The sequence below is a fragment of the Winogradskyella ouciana genome (genome assembly GCF_009709615.1).
In the GTDB taxonomy this organism is placed as follows: domain Bacteria; phylum Bacteroidota; class Bacteroidia; order Flavobacteriales; family Flavobacteriaceae; genus Winogradskyella; species Winogradskyella ouciana.
In genome coordinates, this window is record NZ_WJYA01000010.1 from 1 (window position 1) to 20,827 (window position 20,827).

A 20,827-nucleotide genomic window follows, 5' to 3' on the forward strand; every position below is an offset into this window, starting at 1 on the left:
GTTCACCATTGAGTACGACGAACCGACCAACGGACAGAGAAAGGAGTTCAGAGCCCATTTTACCTTGAAACGATAATTATTAATAATACATAACAAGTAAAAGCCTGAACATATTTGTTCAGGCTTTTTATTTCTTCTTAATCTGTAAAGTATTTTAAATTCTAAACCCTAAGGTTAAAATTACGTCTGTAAACTTTGATTGTATTAGTGCAGAATCTGTTAAGCCTACATTGTATAACTGATAATTTGTATCACGTTCAGATTGACTGAAAGCAACATCTAAATTAAAGTCTCCAAAGCTATATCCTAGACCAAGAGAATATCCTGTTAAATCACCAAAAAAAGTATCATCCTTATAAGGACTTTCTTCAAAGCGATATCCACCTCTAAAACTTAATTGTTTGTATCTGTATTCACCCCCTAACCTATAGGATACAGAAGTGTCTAATACATCACTAATAGCATTATTCAAACCGGAGAAATAAATGTCAGAGGTAGGTCTAAACTTAGTAGAGCTATAGTCTTTTACTGAATAGTCAAAACTTAATAAACCCTGTTTACCAAAGACGTAAGCTAAACTACCTGTAAGTTTTCCTGGAGTTTGTAATCTATATTCTGGAAAAATGTTTATCACATTTGGGTTAATGATTTGATTTACACTAGAGCCATCTTCAATTCTCGTTGTGGCAAGATATTGAGAAGTTTCTTCAGATATTCTATACCATGTAGGGGAATTATAAGATAAACCAACTCTAAATTCTTCTGTTAGTTTTGCAATACCACCAAGTTGAAACGAAAATCCACTACCAGTTGTAAGAAGATTGTTTTCAAAATCTACATTGGTAACTGAAGATGATGCATTATTGTTAGATTCACTAAAAAACGTAGTACGCTCATAATTGATAAAATGTGAATTAAGATTTAAACCAAAATAGAATTTATCATCATAATTTGTTGCAAAATTAAAAGCTAATTTTCCATTGTAACCTCTACTGGCATAGGCATATTGTTGATTAAAATCTGTACCGTTTATGTTTCTTATGTAATCAGTGTTTTCATCTGTGTCTTCAACAGGATCAATTAAAAAGCCTTCAAATCCTAAAAAAGCCTGCTGATGATCAAATCCGTAGAATGAACCAATTTCAGAATAGGCTTCGGATAAAGTTTCGCCTGGAAAAGCAGAAATTTCATCTAACCTCTTTCCTGTCGCATTTTGATAAAAGTACTCAACAATACTTGTGTTTGGGTTGACTCCACTAGCCACCCAATCATCGTCAAAGTCTGCAGACCTGTCATAGGCTGCACTAAGAGTGAAATTTTTCCAAGGGGAGCTTATATTGGTATTGTTAAATACTAAAGTTGCACCAAGTTGATTAATGTCGAAATTAGAATTTGAAGATGAATTTGTTCCGTTAAAATAAGTTATATCATCCTCCTTATTGAATAAACCAAAAGAAAGCGAAGCGTGGCTATTGTTAAATATAGCAGATCCAGCGGGATTGATATTGACACTGGACATATCTCCCCCTAGTGCCCCAAAAGCACCGCTCATAGCTCTAAAGCGAGCAGTTCCTTGAATTTCATCCATTGAATAGCGCACAGCATCAGTAATGTCCTGAGCTAAAATATAAGATGTGCTCGCCAAGCCTATGCAAAGCATAAGTAATTTTTTCATAAGTAATTTTTTTAAATTTTTGGAATTAAAACTATGATTTACCCTCTACCACGTCTTCCTCCTCCAGACGACCTAGACCCGCTTGATGATCTAGAACTGCTGGAAGAACGTACACTACCGGAAGATCTAGAAGAAGAACTTCTTGTTGACCTAACAGAACCTGAAGACCTAGTACTCCTACTTGATCTAACAGAACCAGATGATCTGGTACTCCTAGACGGTCTAGTAATTCTCGTATTGCTTCTTGTGTTTGAAGAACTTCTGACACTCCTAGAAGGTCTAGTAACTCTTGTACCTACGCTACTAGTTGAAGAATTGCCTCTCCTTACAGTATTACCTCTATTCGTTCTTGTGGTATTTGCTGCCCTAGACAGTCTTCGTGTAGAATAATCTCTACTCGAGATTGCAGCATTACTTCTGTTTCTACGAGTTAAATTATTGTTGTTTAACAATGAACCTCTTCTGCCACCATTATAAGCTAGACTATTATTCCCATAGTATCCATTCCAAGCCCAATTGTTGTATCCTGGTGGACACCAAGCATTCCAGCCCCAATTGTTCCAACCCCAGCCCCAACCAGCGTTCCAACCCCAGTTATTCCAGCCGTAAGCCCAACCAGCATTCCAGCCCCAGTTGTTCCAGCCCCATCGATTCCAACCCCAAGGTCGTCCCCAACCCCAGTTATAGCCATAGCCGTAGAACCATGGGTCATTGATACCAAATCCGTACCAACCATTGTCTATAATATTTATTGTAACTGAACTGTTTTGTCCCCAACCACCATAAACAGGTCGTTGCTCTAAAGTATCTTGAGCTCTTTCTACATAATTGCCTTCGTAGGAATCTATATCGGTAAAAATTTCACTTTCTTCTGTAGCTGCATCGAGTTGTGCAGAATTTTCAGCAAAGTAATTTTTATAATAATTTGAGTCCTCAGTAGAAGTCGTAGCTACTATTGGTCGTTCAACATAGGTGTCATCATAATCATCAGTAGCATAGATACCATCGTTATCGTATCCTGCATATTGAAATGAACCACATGAAGTTAACACGGCCATTAAGCCGAGTGCAACAAAAAATGGCAATTTTTGTTTTGTAAATGTCTTAAATTGCATATCTCTTTTATTTTATTGTTGAACATAGCAAAAATAGTTAGTTTTGCTGAACTATTTCTTTATTTAACATAGTCACAATATTTGTGCCAAAACACTAAAAATGAGCAAAAATCTTACGAGTAGAGCTGAAGATTATTCAAAATGGTATAATGAATTGGTTGTAAAAGCCGATTTAGCTGAAAATTCAGCCGTTAGAGGTTGCATGGTAATAAAGCCTTATGGTTATGCAATTTGGGAAAAAATGCAAGCGGAATTGGATAGAATGTTCAAGGAAACTGGCCATCAAAATGCTTATTTTCCATTGTTTGTGCCTAAAAGTTTGTTTGAGGCGGAAGAGAAAAATGCAGAAGGTTTTGCCAAGGAATGTGCTGTGGTAACACATTATAGATTACAGAATGATCCAGATAATGAGGGAAAACTTAGAGTTGATCCAGAAGCCAAATTAGAGGAAGAGCTTGTGGTAAGACCAACAAGTGAAGCCATTATTTGGAGTACCTATAAAGGTTGGATACAGAGTTATAGAGATTTGCCAATCTTAGTGAATCAATGGGCAAACGTAGTTCGTTGGGAAATGAGAACTAGATTATTTCTTCGAACTGCTGAGTTTTTATGGCAAGAAGGTCATACGGCACACGCTACAAAAGATGAAGCTTGGGAGGAGACTAGGTTAATTAATGGTATATACGCAAAATTTGCTGAGAATTTTATGGCTATTCCTGTAATACAAGGTTTAAAAACTGAAAGTGAACGTTTTGCGGGTGCAGAAGAAACCATGTGTATAGAAGCATTGATGCAAGATGGTAAGGCGCTTCAGGCTGGGACATCACACTTCTTAGGGCAAAATTTCGCTAAAGCTTTTGATGTTAAATTCACAAATAAAGAGGGTAAACAAGATTATGTTTGGGCTACATCTTGGGGAGTTTCAACAAGGTTGATGGGAGCTTTAATAATGACACATAGTGATGATAAAGGTTTAGTTTTACCACCAAACTTAGCACCATATCAAGTTGTTATTGTACCTATATATAAGAATGAGGAACAATTTGATGCGATCAGCGAAGTGGCAGATGAAATTATAAGTGATTTAAAAGAACGTAACATCAGTGTTAAGTTTGATAAAAGAGATACACTAAGACCAGGTGCCAAATTTGCACAACATGAATTGCAGGGAGTACCATTAAGAATTGCTATAGGGCCAAAAGATCTTGAAGATGAAACGGTAGAAGTTGCAAGGCGTGATACATTTACTAAGGAAACAGTAATCTTAGATAGAATAAATGTAGTTGTAGAAGATTTACTTGAGGAAATTCAGGAAAGCTTATTTACTAAAGCATTAAACTATAGAGATACTCATATAACAGAGGTCGATGATTTTGAAGAGTTTAAAAAAGTTTTGAAAAACAAATCAGGATTCATTTCAGCACATTGGGATGGTACGGCTGAAACCGAACAAAAAATAAAAGAATTGACCAAGGCAACTATAAGATGCATTCCAATAGACAATAAAAAAGAGTCTGGAGAATGTGTACTTACGGGAAATCCGTCTAGTCAACGTGTACTTTTTGCTAAGGCATATTAATTTTTTTTCAAAAAATATATACTAGTAGTTGCAACATTTAAAAATAGTTGTATTTTTGCATCCGCAATGGAAACATTGTTGGTTCATTTAAATAAGTAAATAACCAAATGGCCCGTTCGTCTATCGGCTAGGACGCCAGGTTTTCATCCTGGTAAGAGGGGTTCGATTCCCCTACGGGCTACAATTTTTAATAAGAAAAAATAAAATGGCAAATCATAAGTCAGCTTTAAAAAGAATTAGAAGTAACGAAAGAAGAAGAGTGCTTAACAGATATCAGCACAAAACTACTCGTAGTGCTATAAAAAAATTACGAGAAGTAACTGATGCTAAAGAAGCAAAAAAAATGTTACCTTCTGTACATAGTATGATTGATAAGTTAGCAAAGAAGAATGTTATTCATTCTAATAAAGCAGCTAATTTAAAGTCTCAATTAACTAAACATGTTGCTGCATTATAATTGCAGAAACCACTAAGATATCTAAAGCCTTCTCATTTTGAGGAGGCTTTTTTGTTACCTTGTTTGTATAATAAATCCAATAAAAAAACCTTAAACAATTAAGTTTAAGGTTTTTCTATTACATATAATAAAGAAAAGTTCTATCCATTCATAGAAATAAGGAACTCTTCATTGTTTCTTGTCTGTTTAAATCTATCATTAATAAACTCCATAGCTTCTACAGGATTCATATCAGCAAGATACTTACGCATTACCCACATTCTTTGAATCGTATTTTCGTCTAGTAATAAATCATCTCGTCTAGTACTTGATGATGTTAGATCAATAGCTGGGAAAATTCTTCTGTTAGATATCTTGCGATCTAGTTGAAGTTCCATATTACCAGTTCCTTTAAATTCTTCAAAGATAACTTCATCCATTTTAGAACCTGTTTCCGTCAATGCTGTTGCAATGATAGTTAATGACCCACCATTTTCAATATTACGTGCCGCACCAAAGAATCGTTTTGGTCTGTGAAGTGCATTAGCATCAACACCACCTGATAAGATTTTACCAGAAGCCGGCTGTACTGTGTTGTAAGCTCTTGCTAAACGAGTAATAGAATCTAAAAGAATCACTACATCGTGACCACATTCTACCAAGCGTTTTGCTTTTTCAAGAACGATATCTGCAATCTTCACATGTTCGTGCGCTTCTTTATCAAAAGTTGAGGCGATTACCTCACCACGTACATTACGTTGCATATCGGTAACCTCTTCAGGACGCTCATCTATAAGTAATATCATTTGATATACTTCAGGATGATTAGCTGCTATTGCATTTGCAACATCCTTAAGCAACATGGTTTTACCAGTTTTTGGCTGTGATACAATCATACCACGCTGTCCTTTACCTATTGGTGCAAACAAGTCCATAATTCTGGTAGAAATAGTACTTTGTCTATCGGCAAGATTAAATTTTTCCTTAGGGAATAAAGGTGTTAGATGCTCAAAAGCGACACGATCTCTGACCACATTAGGGTCTTGACCATTTATTTTACTCACTTTTATTAAGGGGAAATATTTCTCACCTTCTTTTGGTGGTCTTACATGACCAAGAACTGTATCCCCTTTTTTAAGTCCAAATAATCTAATTTGAGACTGAGACACATAGATGTCATCAGGAGATGTTAAATAGTTATAATCAGATGATCGTAAAAAACCATAACCATCTTGCATAATGTCTAAAACACCTTCACTTTCAATAATAGCATCAAATTCAAAATCTGGTTCACGATAACGGTTTCTGTTATCCTTGTTACCATTGTTCTTTGAATTATTATTCCGGTTGTCCTTATTACGATTTTGTCTGTTATCGTTTTTTTGGTTGCTGTTAGAACGTCTATTGTCGTCATTACGATCGTTAGACTTATTGTCCTGCCTCTTATTGTTAGACCTATCGTTACTAGGTTTGTTGTCCTTAGGTTTGGTTTCCTCTTTCTTATCAGAAGAATCTGAAGGTTTTTGATCTTTAGTGTCTTGAGGCTTATCCTGAACTCTTGCTCGCTTTTGTTGAGGCTTGGTTTGTTTTTTAGGTTGTGAGTTGTCAGGTTCTGCCTTAGCTTTTACTGCTTCAGGATTTGCTGCTTGGTAATCAAGAATTTGATAAACCAGGTCTAATTTTTTTAAACTGCGGTATTTTGGTACGCTTAGTTGTTTAGCTATATCCTGTAACTCAGGAAGCTTCTTAGCTTTTAACTGTGAAATTTCAAACATTCGTATGTATTATAATTTTGATATTATTAATTCAAGATTTTCTAAATGAAATAAAAAGAAAAAAAGTGAAATTAATTTGGAAGATTAGATAGATGCAACCCAGAGTGTTACTTCTTTCTATTGCAATTATACAACTTTATTTTCAATAATATTTATCTTTTTAAAAAATAAACTACTAATTTTGCGTTGCTTTTTTAATAAAGATAATGATACAACGCATACAGACACTCTATTTATTTTTAGCTGCTGGTATCTCTGCTGGACTCATCTATGTGTTTCATTTATGGACAAATATGGAAGGTGCTAAGGTGTTTGCCGATGACATAAACTATGTATTTGGATTGTTTTTAGCATCAGCTTTCTTTTCAATAGTGTCTATTTTTAGATTTAAAAACAGAAAATCTCAATTTATGTTGGGACGACTTAATATAATATTAAACTTTATTTTACTAGGAATCTTTGTTTATCAATCTCTAAATTTATCTGGAGAAACTAACGTTTCTGAGAAAGGTATTGGGATTCTTCTTCCTATTTTTTCTATTGTGTGTTTAGTCTTGGCTAACAAGGCTATAAAAAAGGACGAAGATCTCGTAAAATCTGTAGATCGATTACGATGAACCTAAAATCTTAGTATATTAGTGTGAAGAACCCAGACGCTGCCGTCTGGGTTTTTTAATTTTATCGCCTATCAAACTCAATAACTTCCAAGTCCCTTATATCCTTTCCGTCAATCTTAAACCGTAACATGGTTCTGGCTTTGTGAAACCCATGTTTACCAACTGCTCCGGGATTGATGTGCAGAAGGTTTAGTTTTTTATCTGGCATAACCTTTAGAATATGGGAATGCCCACAAATAAATAAATCTGGTGGATTATTTTTGAGTTCCTCTCTAACATTATTGTTATATTTTGGAGGATAACCACCAATATGAGTTATCCAAACATCTACCTCCTCACATTTAAACCTGTTATGTAATGGGAACTCTCTTCTTGCTTTAGCATCATCAATATTACCATAAACGGCACGAAGCGGTTTCAGTTTTTTAATATTATCGGTTACTGATAAATCTCCAATGTCGCCAGCGTGCCATACTTCATCAGCTTGTTTTACATGATTAAGAATTGCGTCATCTATGTAGCTATGTGTGTCTGATAAAAGGAGTATTTTTTTCACCTGGCTGAATTTATTTCAGTATTTATTATTCCCACGACTTTGGGAATCTCTTTTAATTTAAGATTTCTTTAGCAACTAAAACTTTATCTTTGTCTTTTCACAAAAGTAAGATTTCTATTGCGATTTTTCATCGAACTTTCATACAACGGCAAAGCTTATCATGGGTGGCAAAATCAGCCAAACGCAATTAGTGTGCAAGAGGTTTTGGAAAAAGCATTGAGTACTATTTTAAAAAACAACATCAGTATCACAGGAGCAGGCAGAACCGATACAGGTGTGCATGCTTCACAGATGTTTGCTCATTTTGATTTTGATGGCAATTTTGAACCTAATGATTTAGTTTATAAATTGAATTCGTTTTTACCAAAGGATGTGGCAATTCATTCTGTTTTTAAGGTAGCGCAAGAGGCCCATGCGCGTTTTGATGCTATAAGTAGAACTTATAATTATAAGGTTTCTACATCAAAAAACGTATTTGATTATGATTTTACTTATCAAATGCATATGCCATTAAATGTTGATGCTATGAATGAAGCTTGCAAAATCTTATTTGATTATAAAGATTTTCAATGCTTTTCTAAGAGTAATACAGATGTAAAAACGTATAATTGTGATATAAAGGAAGCCTATTGGACTAAAAATTCTGATCAGCTTGTATTTACGATTTCAGCAAATCGTTTTTTGCGCAATATGGTTAGGGCAATTGTTGGCACAATGGTAAATATTGGTTTAGGAAAATTACAACCAGACGATTTACATAAAATTATAGCTTCTAAAGATAGAGGCAAAGCGGGTTTTTCGGTTCCTGCACATGGATTATATTTGGTTGAGATTGTTTATCCGGATAGTATAAAAATTAATTAAAGGGATTTCCGCCTTTGCGGAAACTAAAGATGGCAGAAGCAAGTAAGAAAAAAATATTTGATGTATCGCTCTTCAAGCGATTGCTACAGTACATAAAACCATACAGAAATGTTTTTATTATTTCATTGGTTTGTGTCATCGGGCTCGCAGCTTTTGGTGCTTTAAGGCCTTATGTGCTGCAACAAGCCATAGATACTCAAATAGCGGAAAGAAAATACGATGGTTTTGTGCTCTATGTGGCTGCAATGCTGGTGCTTCTGATTCTTGAAGTCATTTCACAATTGCTGTTTATCTATTATGCGAGTTGGTTAGGGCAATCTGTTGTTAAGGATATTCGTGTAAAATTATTTAAGCATATCCTAAAATTTAAAATGACCTATTTTGATAAATCTTCTGTTGGAGTTCTCATTACAAGAGCAGTAACTGATATGGAGCGTATTGCTGATATTTTTGGACAAGGTCTCTTTATGATATTTAGTGATATTCTAAAGATGGTTGTTGTTGCTGGTGTGATGTTTTACATGAATTGGAAATTGGCACTTATAGTATTTACCACACTTCCAATTATTGTCATTGCTACAAAAATATTTCAGAAGTATATGAAACGCGCTTTTGAAGATGTACGCACTGAAGTTTCTAATTTGAACTCCTTCGTGCAAGAGCGTGTTACCGGAATGAAAATTTTGCAATTGTTTACGCGTGAAACTACTGAATATAGAAAGTTTAAACAGATCAACGAGCGACATAAAAAAGGATGGTTAAAAACGGTTTGGTACAATTCTATTTTCTTTCCTATAGCTGAATTTGTATCATCATTAACTATGGGAGCCGTGATTTGGATCGGTGGATTAAATACGGTAGTTGGGCAAACGGCTTCAATGGGTGATTTAATCGCTTTTACCATGTTTATTCCATTATTGTTTAGACCATTGAACCAAATCGCGAATAAATTCAATACGTTACAAATGGGTATGGTTGCAGCGGATCGCGTCTTTAGAGTGTTGGATACCAAATCCAATATCGATGATGCTGGTACGTTAGAGGCCAATCATTTTAAAGGAGATATAGAATTTGATAATGTTAGATTCTCGTATATAAAAGACGAAGAGGTTCTAAAAGGTGTTTCATTTAATGTTGAAGCAGGTGAAACAGTTGCCATTGTTGGAGCAACAGGTGCAGGTAAATCTACGATTATTAATTTGTTGAATCGTTTTTATGAAATTAATTCTGGTACCATAAAGATTGATAATACAGATATTAAGGAGATGACCCTAAGCTCATTGCGAAACCAAATTGCTGTGGTGCTTCAAGATGTGTTTTTATTTGCAGACACGATTCTAAACAATATCACCTTAAACAATGAGTACATAACTGAAGAAGATGTTGTAACGGCAGCAAAAGCTATAGGTATTCATGAATTTATTACATCACTTCCAGGTGGTTATCATTATAATGTTAAGGAACGTGGTGTGATGCTGTCTTCAGGTCAACGTCAATTGATTTCATTCTTAAGGGCTTACGTTACCAATCCAAGTATTTTAATCTTGGATGAAGCAACATCTTCTGTAGATTCCTATTCAGAGCAATTGATACAAGATGCTACGGATACTATAACCAAAGGTAGAACGTCTATTGTGATAGCGCATCGCTTGGCTACTATTCAGCAAGCGGATAAAATCATTGTTATGGATGCTGGGCAGATTGTTGAAATGGGCACTCACAAATCACTTCTTAAAAAGAAAGATGGATACTATAAGAACCTTTATGAAGTACAGTTTTTAAAGGCAGAGGCCGTTTAATCTTTTGTTATTTTGGTCTAAAATCTTCTAGATTTATTGCTCCAGTCCCTAACATAATAAAGAAAACTGCGAATGAAATAATGATGTAGGCGACAAAGAACAAGGCAAAGAAAATTATAGACCTTAAAATTAAGTCCCAGAAAGAAAGTTTAAAAATACGTGTTAATATATAGCAATTATATATAAACATTAATGGCCATGACAGAAAGCTAAAGGACATATAGCTCTCTGGTGCGACAATCAATACCACTTGTGCTATCAATACAAAAAGTATGCTCAAAAAGGAAATGGAGTAGAGATAGATTATAATATGTTCGGTGAAATTATATTTCTTATTAAGAAAGACTACCCAAGAAATTAACGCGAAGAGCGGAATAAGAAAAGCATAAAACAGTGAATTGTACTCTAAAACACCTTCAAAAGTGTTATTTGCCATTACATCTTGATTCACTGTTATTTCTTCAAACATTTTTGAAAAATCAAAGTGTTCTAAGTAGAATTTTTTAATTATAAAAATAGAAAGACCAGATAATGTTAGCGATAGCCCAAAAAAGCTTATTGGGTTAATATATTTCTTTCTAACACCATTGATGTAACCGACGATGACATCTTCAGGATTTTTAATGAGCTGAACAAATGTTCTAAGTAGTTTGTTATCATAATTGAAAAATGTTTCGCTTAAATGCTCAAACAGATTCTTAAAGGATAATCGTTTTCTAATGACTTTTCCGCCACAGCTTTTGCAGTAATCGTCATTTTCATGTAAGTCGGTATGGCAATTTTTACAATTCACTTATTTAATGCGATTACGATTCCTATTATTAATCCAATTATAAGCATAAGGAGTATAAATGCAAGTAAATAGACTAACATTACCAATATGAATTTTGCTGTAGTTTCCCAAAAACTTTCTTTAAATACTCGTTTTAGAACGAACCCAAAATAAATAAACGTTGGTAGAGTTATAATCGCAGAAACGATCAAATAGTTTAATCCAAAAACTAGGAATAAAATACTGAAAACAGCAGTAATAATTATTATTTGAGCAGAATAATACAAATTAATGACCATATGCTCGGTAAAATTATAGCGCTTATCTCCGAAAAAATAATAAACAGTCCAAGACCCTAAAGCTGAAAAAGGAACCATTATTATATATATGAGACCTTGGTAATTAGTCATGCCATCAAAACCTGAATTTAAAAAAGGATTATGTTCATTACCAGGTGTGTTGGCAATGGTGTTTAGAAATTCGGAATCGAACTCTAAGGCCTCCCTAAAAAAAGTGGTCATTAAAAAAACCTGAATACCAGCAAGAGTCAAGGAAATTGCAAAATACTGAAGTACATCAATATATTTCTTCCGTGTACCATTAATGTATCCCTCAATGACTGTTTCAGGTTTCTTGAATAAATCAATAAACGTTCTAAAAAACTTATTGTCAATTGAGATAAACTGTTCATTAACCTGTGCAGCAAGCACCTTTGGAGTCAAACGATTCTGAATCACTTTAGCACCACACTCATCGCAGAATTTTTGAGTTTCACGTAGGTCCTTATTGCAATTTTTACAATTCACTAAACTAGATCTTGTTTAATTTTTTTAATAAGGTCATCAGTGTCCTTAAACATTACAAACTCTCCATTCTTTATATATGAGATTTGCCCGGTTTCTTCGCTAACTGCAATAGCCAAAGCATCAGTTTTTTCGGTGATACCAACTGCAGCTCTGTGTCGCAATCCAAAACGTTCTGGAATATTCTTTTCATTATTTACAGGCAGAATAACTCGAGTTGCTTTTACAACATTATTGTCAATGATAATTGCACCATCGTGTAATGGGCTGTTTTTAAAAAAGATGCTTTCTATAATGGGTTGTGAAACCAGAATATTCATGGAGTCACCAGTGTTGGTCAAAAAATCGAGATTATTATTACGTTCTATCACTATGAGCGCTCCAGTATTTGTGGTTCCCATTCTATTGCAGGCATTAATAATAGCATCTACATCTGTGGTGGTTTGGTCATCGTTTTTTAGGAATTTAAAGTTTTTAAAAATTCCCTTTTTACCACCAATATTGGTAGAACCTACGAGTAGCAAAAACTTTCTGATTTCTGGCTGAAAGACCACAATAAGTGCAATAATACCCACTTTCATAAAGCCATCAAAAATGCTGTAAAGCATTTGCATTTGCAGGTAATCTGTAAGTCTCCATGCAAAATAGATAATAAGAATACCAATAAAAATATTGATGGCAACCGTGCCTTTAACCAGTTTATAGATGTAATAGAGTAGTATGGCAACAAGGAAGACATCTACAAAATCTATAAATCTAAAATCCCAAAGTTGTAAGTTTTCCAAAGGTTAACGGTTTTTGCTAATTTAAGAATTTAAGTTAATAAATGATTTCAACATTACTTATTTCGGATTTATCATTTAAAACCTGACTAAGTTTATATCTTAATCTAATATATTGTTGAAAGCTTATATCTTTATAAAAAACCAATTGTATTTTATTATCATTTTTTTTGTTAAAAGACTTACTTCTTAAAAATGAATCAATTTTCATGATGTCACCCTCTGTTTGTTGATCATTATAAAAATCTGATACAGAAACAAAATCATTTGAAATAAAGTGGATAAGTGCTAATTTGTTTTCACTATTAAAAATTTCATTGAACTCTAGGGAGTTAATATCAATTATATAATTTACATCCGTAAACTCAACAAACCCTAAACTCCCCATACTAGTATCATTACAAGTAAAGTAATTCTTGGCATCTTCATTTTTGTGCATAGATGCTTTTTTGCGTTTGTCTTGTAAATACTGAATATGTGGTATGGCTTGTTTTAGTGTTAAGCGTTTATCCACGTTAACTAACCAATTTGTTGTTCCAATGAGGTTCTTTCTGTTAAAAAGTGTTGAGTCTGGTTGGGTTTCGTCATAAAAAATATAAGCTGGTGATACATCCTTAACCTCTGTAATTTTAGCATTTTCAATTTCTGGTAATTGTACAATGCGTTCGTTATCACAATTTAGCAGAAATAAAATAAATAGTAGGTATATGTAACGCTTCATTTATTTGGTCTTAAGTTGGTTAAAAAGTGTGACACATTCCACAGCTTCCTTAACATCATGTGCCCGAAGAATTTTCGTCCCTTTTTCTAAAGCTATCATATGTAAAGCAGTTGTACCGTTAAGTGCATTGTCTGCAGTTGTGCCTAGTGTTTTATAAATCATGGACTTTCTTGAGACACCAGCTAAGATCGGTTGGTCCGTAATTTGAAGCAATTCCATATGGTTGAGCAGCTTGTAGTTTTGTTCTAAGGTTTTAGCAAATCCAAATCCAGGATCTATGATGATGTCGTTGATTTTTGCCTTATGTGCAGCGGCAATCCGTTCAGCAAAATAGAAATTGATGTCCATTAACAAATCGTCATAATCCGTTTGCTGTTGCATGGTTTGTGGATTCCCTTTCATGTGCATCATAATGTAGGGTACACCTAATTTTCCAACCGTTGACATCATGTTGTCATCAAGTTTTCCTGCTGAAATATCATTCACCATGGCAGCACCTGCTTCTATACTTTGTTTGGCAACTTCACTTCTAAAAGTGTCCACAGAGATTAAAGTATCCGTAAAATGTTTCAAGATTAATTCCACAATAGGCACCACACGCTTTAGTTCTTCCTGTTCGCTGACTTCATCTGCGCCAGGTCGCGAACTGTAACCACCAACATCAATAAAAGTAGCACCTTCACTGAGCATAGTCTCCACTTGTTTCAGAATCTCAGATTCAACTTTGTATGTGCCGCCATCATAAAAAGAATCTGGTGTAACATTAAGAATACCCATCACTTTAGGTGAGGATAGGTCAATTAATTTGCCTTTGCAGTTTATGGTTATTGGATGGTTCAAGATTTTAAATTTAAGACTCAAAGTTATTAACATATTTCCAAATTCGTAAATGCTTATAAAAACATTGAACGCGTAACTTTGAACTTTGGACTAAATAAGCGAAATTTACGCAAAATAATAATAGTTTTTAGATGCAAGATACATCAAAACAATACGATGCTGTTGTCGCCAAATGCAGAGCGCTTTTTGTAAATAAAATGAGTGATTATGGTAGTGCCTGGAGAATTTTGAGATTACCATCACTTACGGATCAAATTTTTATAAAGGCACAACGTATTCGTAGTTTGCAACAAAATGCAGTTAGAAAGGTTGATGAAGGTGAAGTAAGCGAGTTTATTGGCATTATTAATTATTGTATAATGGCTTTAATTCAATTGGAAAAAGGTGTAGTAGAACAACCTGATATGAACACTGATGAAGCCGCTCAACTTTATGATGAGAAAATTGCGTTGACCAAACAATTGATGATGAACAAAAACCATGATTATGGTGAAGCATGGCGCGATATGCGTGTAAGTTCCCTAACGGATTTAATCCTTCAAAAATTATTGCGCGTAAAGCAGATTGAAGATAACGCGGGCAAAACTATTGTTAGTGAAGGTATTGATGCTAATTATCAAGACATGATAAATTATGCGGTTTTCGCCATGATTCATTTGGGAGAAGGTGAATAATTGTCATTCCTGCGAAGGCAGGAATCCATTATAAATTTTAAAAAAAAACAATTAGATTCCTGCCTACGCAGGAATGACAAAAAAATATGAAGTATTTAGTTCAAATAAGCAGAATATTAGTCGGAGCCCTGTTTATCATTTCAGGATTTATAAAACTGAATGACCCTTTGGGCTTTTCATACAAACTTCAAGAATACTTTGGAGAAGATGTTTTAAACATGGAATTCTTAATTCCGTATGCATTATTGATTTCTGTATTTGTTGTAGTCTTTGAAGTGGTTTTGGGAGTGTTTCTTCTAATTGGTTACAAGCCAAAATTCACAGTCTATAGTTTATTGGCAATGATTGTGTTTTTTACATTTCTAACGTTTTATTCGGCATATTTTGATAAAGTAAAAGATTGTGGTTGCTTTGGTGACGCTTTAAAACTGACACCTTGGGAGAGTTTTACTAAAGACGTCATTCTTTTGGTGTTGATTTTAATATTGGTGTACGGATTAAAACACATTAAACCCATATTCACTAAACTGCCAACTACAGTAATAGCTTTACTCAGTTTTATAGCATCACTTTGGTTTGGGTACCATGTATTGATGCACTTACCTGCAATAGATTTTAGGGCATATGCTATTGGGAAAAACATCAAAGAACAAATGACCATTCCAGAGGATGCACAGAAACCTATATTAGAATACACGTGGACATTTAAAGTGAACGGTGAAGAGCAAGAGTTTGTTACAAATGGTAGTTATCCCCAAGTTGATGGAGAGTATATTGGTGTAGAAACCGAAACCATTGACGAAGGCTATATTCCACCAATACAGGATTTTTCAATTGAGTCTGTAGATGAAGATTTAACGTCGCATTTTTTGGACATGGAAAACCTGTTAATTGTAGCGATGTATAACATTTCAAAAGCCGAAGAGGACGGAGTAGTTAAGCTAAAAGCATTTACGGACAAAGCTATGGCCAAAGGTTATACCGTTATCGGTTTAACATCATCTGGTGAAACTGAAAAACAACAAGTAAAGCAAGACCACAACCTTAATTTTGACTTTTACCTGTGCGACGAAAAAGTGATTAAGACCATTGTACGCTCTAATCCTGGAATTGTTATCCTTGACAAAGGTACTGTGGTTGATAAGTCACATTGGAATGATATTGAGGATATAGAACTTTAATTTGATAAAATATCTCGTAAATAAACTATTCTACGCCTTCATCACCTTAATTGGTGTGGTTACGGTTATTTTCTTTTTGTTTACCATATTACCTGGCGACCCTGCCAAAATGATGCTAGGACAAAACCAAACTGCTGAGCAGGTTGAAGCTGTAAAGAAAAAGTATGGTTTTGATAAACCGTTGGGAACACAGTTTTTATATTACCTTAATGATTTATCGCCAATATCTTTTCATTCTAATAGCTCGAACGATTATACGCATTTAACTCCAAATAAATACAATGCTTCAAAACTGTTCAGTTTAGGGAGTACCACTACGGTTATTAAAACGCCATATCTAAGGGAGTCTTTTACCAAACAAGGTAAAAAAGTAACCGAAGTCATTGGAGAAACCATTCCCAACACTTTTGTTTTAGCCGTTTCAGCAATCATAATTGCTATTATTATAGGAATTATATTCGGAATCATTTCAGCATTATATAAAGATACTTGGATAGATAAATCCATTCAGGTTTTAAGCACATTTGGTATGAGTGTACCATCTTTTTTTAGTGCTATTTTATTTGCGTGGTTCTTTGGGTTTGTGCTGCATAAATACACCAATCTTGAAATGACAGGGAGTTTATATGAGCTAGATGACTTTGGTGAAAAAATGACCATTCAATGGAAAAACTTAATACTTCCGGCCTTAGTTTTAGGTATTCGTCCATTGGCAGTTGTAATTCAGCTGATGCGAAATTCATTATTAGAAGTTATGGGTCAGGAATATATTAGGACAGCAAGAGCCAAGGGTTTAAGTGAATATCAAGTCATAAAAAAACATGCTGTAAAAAATGCATTGAATCCTGTTGTAACGGCAATTTCTGGTTGGTTTGCTTCGATGTTGGCTGGTGCGGTTTTTGTGGAGTACATCTTCGGTTGGAACGGTTTAGGAAAAGAAATCGTAAATGCATTGAATACTCTAGATTTGCCTGTTATTATGGGTGCTGTTTTGGTTATCGCCATCGTATTTATCACCATCAATATTTTAGTTGATGTTATGTATGCATGGCTCGACCCAAGGGTTAAGTTGTCTTAAATCTATCAATTAGTATTAGAATTTGAACTCAATGAAACACATACATATGAATATTATCTTAATCGTTTTGGTTATGCTATTGGGTTGCCATACAGAAACGCCAACAATATTTTCGGAAGCTGCGATGAATGACACCTTTATTTCTCTAGAAGGTGAATCTGTTCAGTTCAAAGATGTTATAAAGCAGTATGAAGGCAGGCAAATAGTCATTGATGTTTGGGCAACATGGTGTCGCGATTGTATAGAAGGAATGCCTAAAGTCAAAAAATTACAGAAAAAATTCCCAGATGTAACCTTTCTGTTTCTATCATTGGATAGAAAACAAGAACTTTGGAAAAAAGGAATCGATAGGTTTAAAATTGAAGGAGAACATTACTATATGCAATCGGATTGGGATGGTCCATTTGGTGATTTTTTAGACCTCGATTGGATTCCGAGATATATGGTTGTGGATGCTGAAGGAAACATCAAACTATTTAAAGCCATAGAAGCAGACGACAAAAACATCATAGAAGTATTAAAATAATTACTTTTGTTTATTCCAAGGAGTAGCTTAGAACCGTATTTAAATTAACAACTTTCATTATTATGAGAAAACATATTGTAGCCGGAAACTGGAAAATGAATAATCAACTATCAGAAACCAAAGCTCTGATCACCGATTTAAAGCAACAAACCCAAACTTCTGATGCCGAGGTGATGATAGCGCCAACATTTACAAACTTATGGCACGCTTTTGAAGCTTTGAGGCAAGAGGATATAGAGGTGATTGCGCAGAATATGCATTTTGCGGAAAATGGTGCCTATACAGGTGAAGTGAGTGCAAGTATGCTGAAAAGTGTAGGCATTCAAACGGTCATTTTAGGACATAGTGAACGTCGAGCTTACTTTAATGAAACGGATGAGTCTTTGGCAAAGAAAGTTGATGCCGCACTAAATAATGAAATGCGAGTGATTTTTTGTTTCGGTGAAGAATTAGCAGATCGTAAAGCGGGAAAAGAGGAAGCAGTCGTTGAGAGCCAAATAAAAAATGCATTGTTTCATTTGGGAGCCGATGCTTTTAAGAACATTGTTCTAGCTTATGAACCTGTTTGGGCTATTGGAACAGGAGAAACTGCAACTCCAGAGCAAGCACAAGACATGCATGCCTTTATTAGAAAAACGTTATCAAATAAATATGGTAATGATGTCGCTAACTCAGTATCTATTCTTTATGGAGGTAGTGTTAAACCAAACAATGCAAAGGAGATTTTTTCTAAGCCAGATGTAGATGGTGGTTTAATCGGAGGAGCTTCACTAAAAGCTGAGGATTTTTACGCAATTGTAAATGCGTTTTAAATGTCTAACACCACCTACATAGGCTACGATTTTAAAGTCGAACCACTACAACCAGCAACGGAAATCCTGATTGCAGAATTAGGTTATGCAGGTTTTGAAAGTTTTGTTGAAAACAATTCTGGTGTAACGGCCTACATTCAAAAAGAGGATTGGAATAAGAATATTCTCGATGATATCCATATTTTAAATTCTAATGAGTTTAAGATCACATACGAGTTCAATGAAATAGAACAAACCAACTGGAATGCCGAATGGGAAAAGAATTTTAAGCCCATAGTTGTTGATGATTTAGTAACTGTTCGTGCGCCTTTTCATGACAAGCCAAACACTAAATATGATTTAATTATCGAGCCTAAAATGAGTTTTGGTACTGGACATCATGAAACCACACACATGATGATTCAACATATCTTAAAGAACGATTTTAAGGGCAAATCGGTTTTGGATATGGGTTGCGGAACTGGTGTTTTGGCAATTTTGGCAGAAAAAGTTGGAGCCACCAAATTAGATGCTGTTGATATTGATAATTGGTGTTATGTTAATAGCTTAGAAAATGTAGAGCGCAACCAATGTGAAAATATTTCAGTACATGAAGGAGATGTTTCCTTTCTACAGAATCAAAAATATGACTGTATTATTGCAAACATCAATAGAAATATCTTACTCCAAGATATACCTGCTTATGCAAAAAGTTTGAATAAAAGCGGGAAACTTTTCTTAAGTGGTTTTTACGAGGATGATTTAGAACTTATTACCCAAAAATGCCTCGAAAATAATTTAATTTTCGAAGATAAAACTCTTAAAAACAGATGGATGGCTGCTCAGTTTAAAATTGAATAATTCTTAATTTATTACATTATTTTTTAAGTAATCCTCAATATTTTGTGTTAATTTAACATAAAAATATAAAAAAGTGTGGTTTTTCCGTAATCTAAGTTTCTCTTTTCTACGTATATTTATACAAATAATATTATTTTAATTGTAGCAGATTTTCTGTTGATACATCGATACGTATCGACCCAGATTTACCTATGCAATTGTTTACGTAAACGTATAAAACAATTCAACTAATTTAAACATTTTAAAAATGAAAAAACCATTAAAATATTTAGCAATTGCCTTTTCAGTTTTTACACTGGTATTTACAGCTTGTGAAAAGGACGAAAATATCGATGACACTTCTAATTTTCAAGAAGATATGATTATTAACATGAATAATTTAGATAACAGAACCTTAGTTACAGATGCCGACCTGCTCGAAGCCATATCGGCTTTGGATATTGATGCTGGTATTGTGTCTAGAGGCGATTTTCATTTGCCTGATGGTACAATAGAAGAACGCATTTATATAGGCAGTGATATCACTTTTACATTTGAAGACCTTAATGATTTAATTGGTGGTGGTGCTGAAGGGCGCCAATATAGTACCTATAATCTTGTAGAGGGAGCTTATCTTACCATTGATATTTTAGGATATACAGGTGGTAGTCAAGCTTTAAGTAGTAAGGCTCGCACAGCTTTGCAGTATGCGGTAGACAACTACAACAATCTTAATACAACTCTGCAATTTAACCTAACCTTTGGTACCAATCATCAAGCAGCGGATATGGTAGTTTATGACAACACGGTTAATAATCCTAACGGTACTGGAGGTGTAGCAGGGTTTCCTAATTCAAGTGGGCAGCCACATAAATATATTCAGATTTATGGTATAGAGCAGTTTTCAACTAATGTGAACGAGCATGTGATTACACATGAAATTGGTCACTCGGTTGGTTTCCGTCATTCAGATTGGTTTGACCGTGCAAGTTGTGGTTCTTATAATAACGAAGGACAAGGTTCTAATGGGGCAGTGCACATACCAGGTACTCCAACAGGTACGGACGTTACATCGATTATGCAGGCATGTTTTTCTACTAGTGCAGATGGTGAATTTAATGGAAATGATATCACAGCATTAGAATATCTGTATTCACAATCAACCTCTGGTCCATGTGATGGAGTGCCTGCGTGGAATAGTGGTACAAGTTACAGTCCTGGTGATCGCGTAACTTATAATGGAAGTTTGTACGAACGAACTTCTAGTGGATGGAATTATCTCGGTCCTTGTAACTAAGTAGTTAGAACAATATTTTTTGTCACCAAATTATTAATGGGTTGCTTACTAGTAAGTAACCCATTTTTTATTGGTAGAATTTCAAATTAAAACAAAGTCCTGTCAT

At 34.6% G+C, this 20,827-nt stretch carries 21 protein-coding genes and 1 tRNA gene; 13 read left to right on the forward strand and 9 right to left on the reverse strand.

What is annotated here, in order from left to right; translation table 11 throughout:
• Positions 1-154: 154 nt before the first annotated feature.
• Both F1003_RS14850 and F1003_RS14855 read right to left on the reverse strand, forming a co-directional pair.
• Positions 155-1,675, reverse strand: coding sequence for an OmpP1/FadL family transporter (locus tag F1003_RS14850; protein ID WP_155090228.1), 1,521 nt, complete (start codon positions 1,673-1,675; stop codon positions 155-157).
• Between the two features lie 38 nt (positions 1,676-1,713).
• Entirely contained in the window at positions 1,714-2,790 is a 1,077-nt protein-coding gene (locus F1003_RS14855) for a hypothetical protein (RefSeq protein WP_155090229.1), read from the reverse strand.
• 100 nt (positions 2,791-2,890) lie between these two features.
• Between F1003_RS14855 and proS the strand changes: the two genes are divergently transcribed.
• The 3 genes from proS to rpsT all read left to right on the forward strand — a co-directional run bounded on the left by proS (position 2,891) and on the right by rpsT (position 4,826).
• Complete coding sequence (gene proS, locus F1003_RS14860) at positions 2,891-4,369, forward strand: proline--tRNA ligase (protein WP_155090230.1); 1,479 nt, start codon at positions 2,891-2,893, stop codon at positions 4,367-4,369.
• A 109-nt stretch (positions 4,370-4,478) separates the two neighbouring features.
• A tRNA-Glu gene (locus F1003_RS14865) sits at positions 4,479-4,550 on the forward strand.
• Between the two features lie 24 nt (positions 4,551-4,574).
• Complete coding sequence (rpsT, locus tag F1003_RS14870; RefSeq protein ID WP_155090231.1) at positions 4,575-4,826, forward strand: 30S ribosomal protein S20; 252 nt, start codon at positions 4,575-4,577, stop codon at positions 4,824-4,826.
• 140 nt (positions 4,827-4,966) lie between these two features.
• Here the strand turns inward: rpsT and rho are convergent, their stop codons facing one another.
• Positions 4,967-6,580 carry a transcription termination factor Rho gene (gene rho / locus F1003_RS14875; RefSeq protein ID WP_155090232.1) on the reverse strand — a complete coding sequence of 538 codons (1,614 nt, stop codon included), beginning with the start codon at positions 6,578-6,580 and terminating at the stop codon, positions 4,967-4,969.
• Positions 6,581-6,786: 206 nt separating this feature from the next.
• On the opposite strand from rho, the gene F1003_RS14880 reads away from it, so the two are divergent.
• Positions 6,787-7,197, forward strand: a complete 411-nt coding sequence (locus tag F1003_RS14880; RefSeq protein ID WP_155090233.1) for a DUF4293 domain-containing protein — start codon at positions 6,787-6,789, stop codon at positions 7,195-7,197.
• 61 nt (positions 7,198-7,258) lie between these two features.
• Here F1003_RS14880 and F1003_RS14885 read toward each other — a convergent pair whose 3' ends face one another.
• Positions 7,259-7,753: a metallophosphoesterase family protein gene (locus tag F1003_RS14885; RefSeq protein ID WP_162306993.1), complete on the reverse strand. Its 495-nt coding sequence runs from the start codon at positions 7,751-7,753 to the stop codon at positions 7,259-7,261.
• Between the two features lie 117 nt (positions 7,754-7,870).
• On the opposite strand from F1003_RS14885, the gene truA reads away from it, so the two are divergent.
• Together truA and F1003_RS14895 are read left to right on the forward strand one after the other, a co-directional pair.
• The gene (gene truA / locus F1003_RS14890; RefSeq protein ID WP_155090234.1) at positions 7,871-8,617 is read left to right on the forward strand and encodes a tRNA pseudouridine(38-40) synthase TruA; all 747 of its coding nucleotides are present in this window, start codon (positions 7,871-7,873) and stop codon (positions 8,615-8,617) included.
• Positions 8,618-8,646: 29 nt separating this feature from the next.
• Positions 8,647-10,416 carry an ABC transporter ATP-binding protein gene (locus F1003_RS14895; protein ID WP_155090235.1) on the forward strand — a complete coding sequence of 590 codons (1,770 nt, stop codon included), beginning with the start codon at positions 8,647-8,649 and terminating at the stop codon, positions 10,414-10,416.
• Between the two features lie 7 nt (positions 10,417-10,423).
• Here the strand turns inward: F1003_RS14895 and F1003_RS14900 are convergent, their stop codons facing one another.
• The 5 genes from F1003_RS14900 to folP are packed head-to-tail and all read right to left on the reverse strand — an operon-like array spanning position 10,424 to position 14,322.
• Entirely contained in the window at positions 10,424-11,209 is a 786-nt protein-coding gene (locus tag F1003_RS14900) for a DUF3667 domain-containing protein (protein ID WP_155090236.1), read from the reverse strand.
• The gene (locus F1003_RS14905; protein WP_155090237.1) at positions 11,206-11,994 is read right to left on the reverse strand and encodes a DUF3667 domain-containing protein; all 789 of its coding nucleotides are present in this window, start codon (positions 11,992-11,994) and stop codon (positions 11,206-11,208) included. The genes F1003_RS14900 and F1003_RS14905 overlap by 4 nt, the downstream gene beginning before the upstream one ends.
• Positions 11,994-12,776: a diadenylate cyclase CdaA gene (cdaA, locus tag F1003_RS14910; protein WP_155090238.1), complete on the reverse strand. Its 783-nt coding sequence runs from the start codon at positions 12,774-12,776 to the stop codon at positions 11,994-11,996. The genes F1003_RS14905 and cdaA overlap by 1 nt, the downstream gene beginning before the upstream one ends.
• Before the next feature lie 34 nt (positions 12,777-12,810).
• Positions 12,811-13,494, reverse strand: a complete 684-nt coding sequence (locus F1003_RS14915) for a hypothetical protein (RefSeq protein WP_155090239.1) — start codon at positions 13,492-13,494, stop codon at positions 12,811-12,813.
• A complete protein-coding gene (gene folP / locus F1003_RS14920; protein ID WP_162306999.1) occupies positions 13,495-14,322 on the reverse strand; it encodes a dihydropteroate synthase in 828 nt (275 codons plus the stop codon).
• Positions 14,323-14,465: 143 nt separating this feature from the next.
• On the opposite strand from folP, the gene F1003_RS14925 reads away from it, so the two are divergent.
• The 7 genes from F1003_RS14925 (at position 14,466) to F1003_RS14955 (ending at position 20,721) form a co-directional block, all read left to right on the forward strand.
• Positions 14,466-15,008, forward strand: coding sequence for a DUF1599 domain-containing protein (locus F1003_RS14925; RefSeq protein WP_155090241.1), 543 nt, complete (start codon positions 14,466-14,468; stop codon positions 15,006-15,008).
• 86 nt (positions 15,009-15,094) lie between these two features.
• A complete protein-coding gene (locus tag F1003_RS14930; RefSeq protein WP_155090242.1) occupies positions 15,095-16,189 on the forward strand; it encodes a BT_3928 family protein in 1,095 nt (364 codons plus the stop codon).
• Between the two features lies 1 nt (position 16,190).
• Positions 16,191-17,267, forward strand: coding sequence for an ABC transporter permease (locus F1003_RS14935; protein WP_155090243.1), 1,077 nt, complete (start codon positions 16,191-16,193; stop codon positions 17,265-17,267).
• 31 nt (positions 17,268-17,298) lie between these two features.
• Positions 17,299-17,793, forward strand: a complete 495-nt coding sequence (locus F1003_RS14940; RefSeq protein ID WP_235898396.1) for a TlpA family protein disulfide reductase — start codon at positions 17,299-17,301, stop codon at positions 17,791-17,793.
• Positions 17,794-17,855: 62 nt separating this feature from the next.
• Positions 17,856-18,605 carry a triose-phosphate isomerase gene (tpiA, locus tag F1003_RS14945; protein WP_155090245.1) on the forward strand — a complete coding sequence of 250 codons (750 nt, stop codon included), beginning with the start codon at positions 17,856-17,858 and terminating at the stop codon, positions 18,603-18,605.
• Entirely contained in the window at positions 18,606-19,445 is an 840-nt protein-coding gene (prmA, locus tag F1003_RS14950; protein WP_155090246.1) for a 50S ribosomal protein L11 methyltransferase, read from the forward strand.
• A gap of 247 nt (positions 19,446-19,692) precedes the next feature.
• Positions 19,693-20,721, forward strand: a complete 1,029-nt coding sequence (locus F1003_RS14955) for a M57 family metalloprotease (RefSeq protein ID WP_155090247.1) — start codon at positions 19,693-19,695, stop codon at positions 20,719-20,721.
• Positions 20,722-20,827 lie beyond the last annotated feature (106 nt).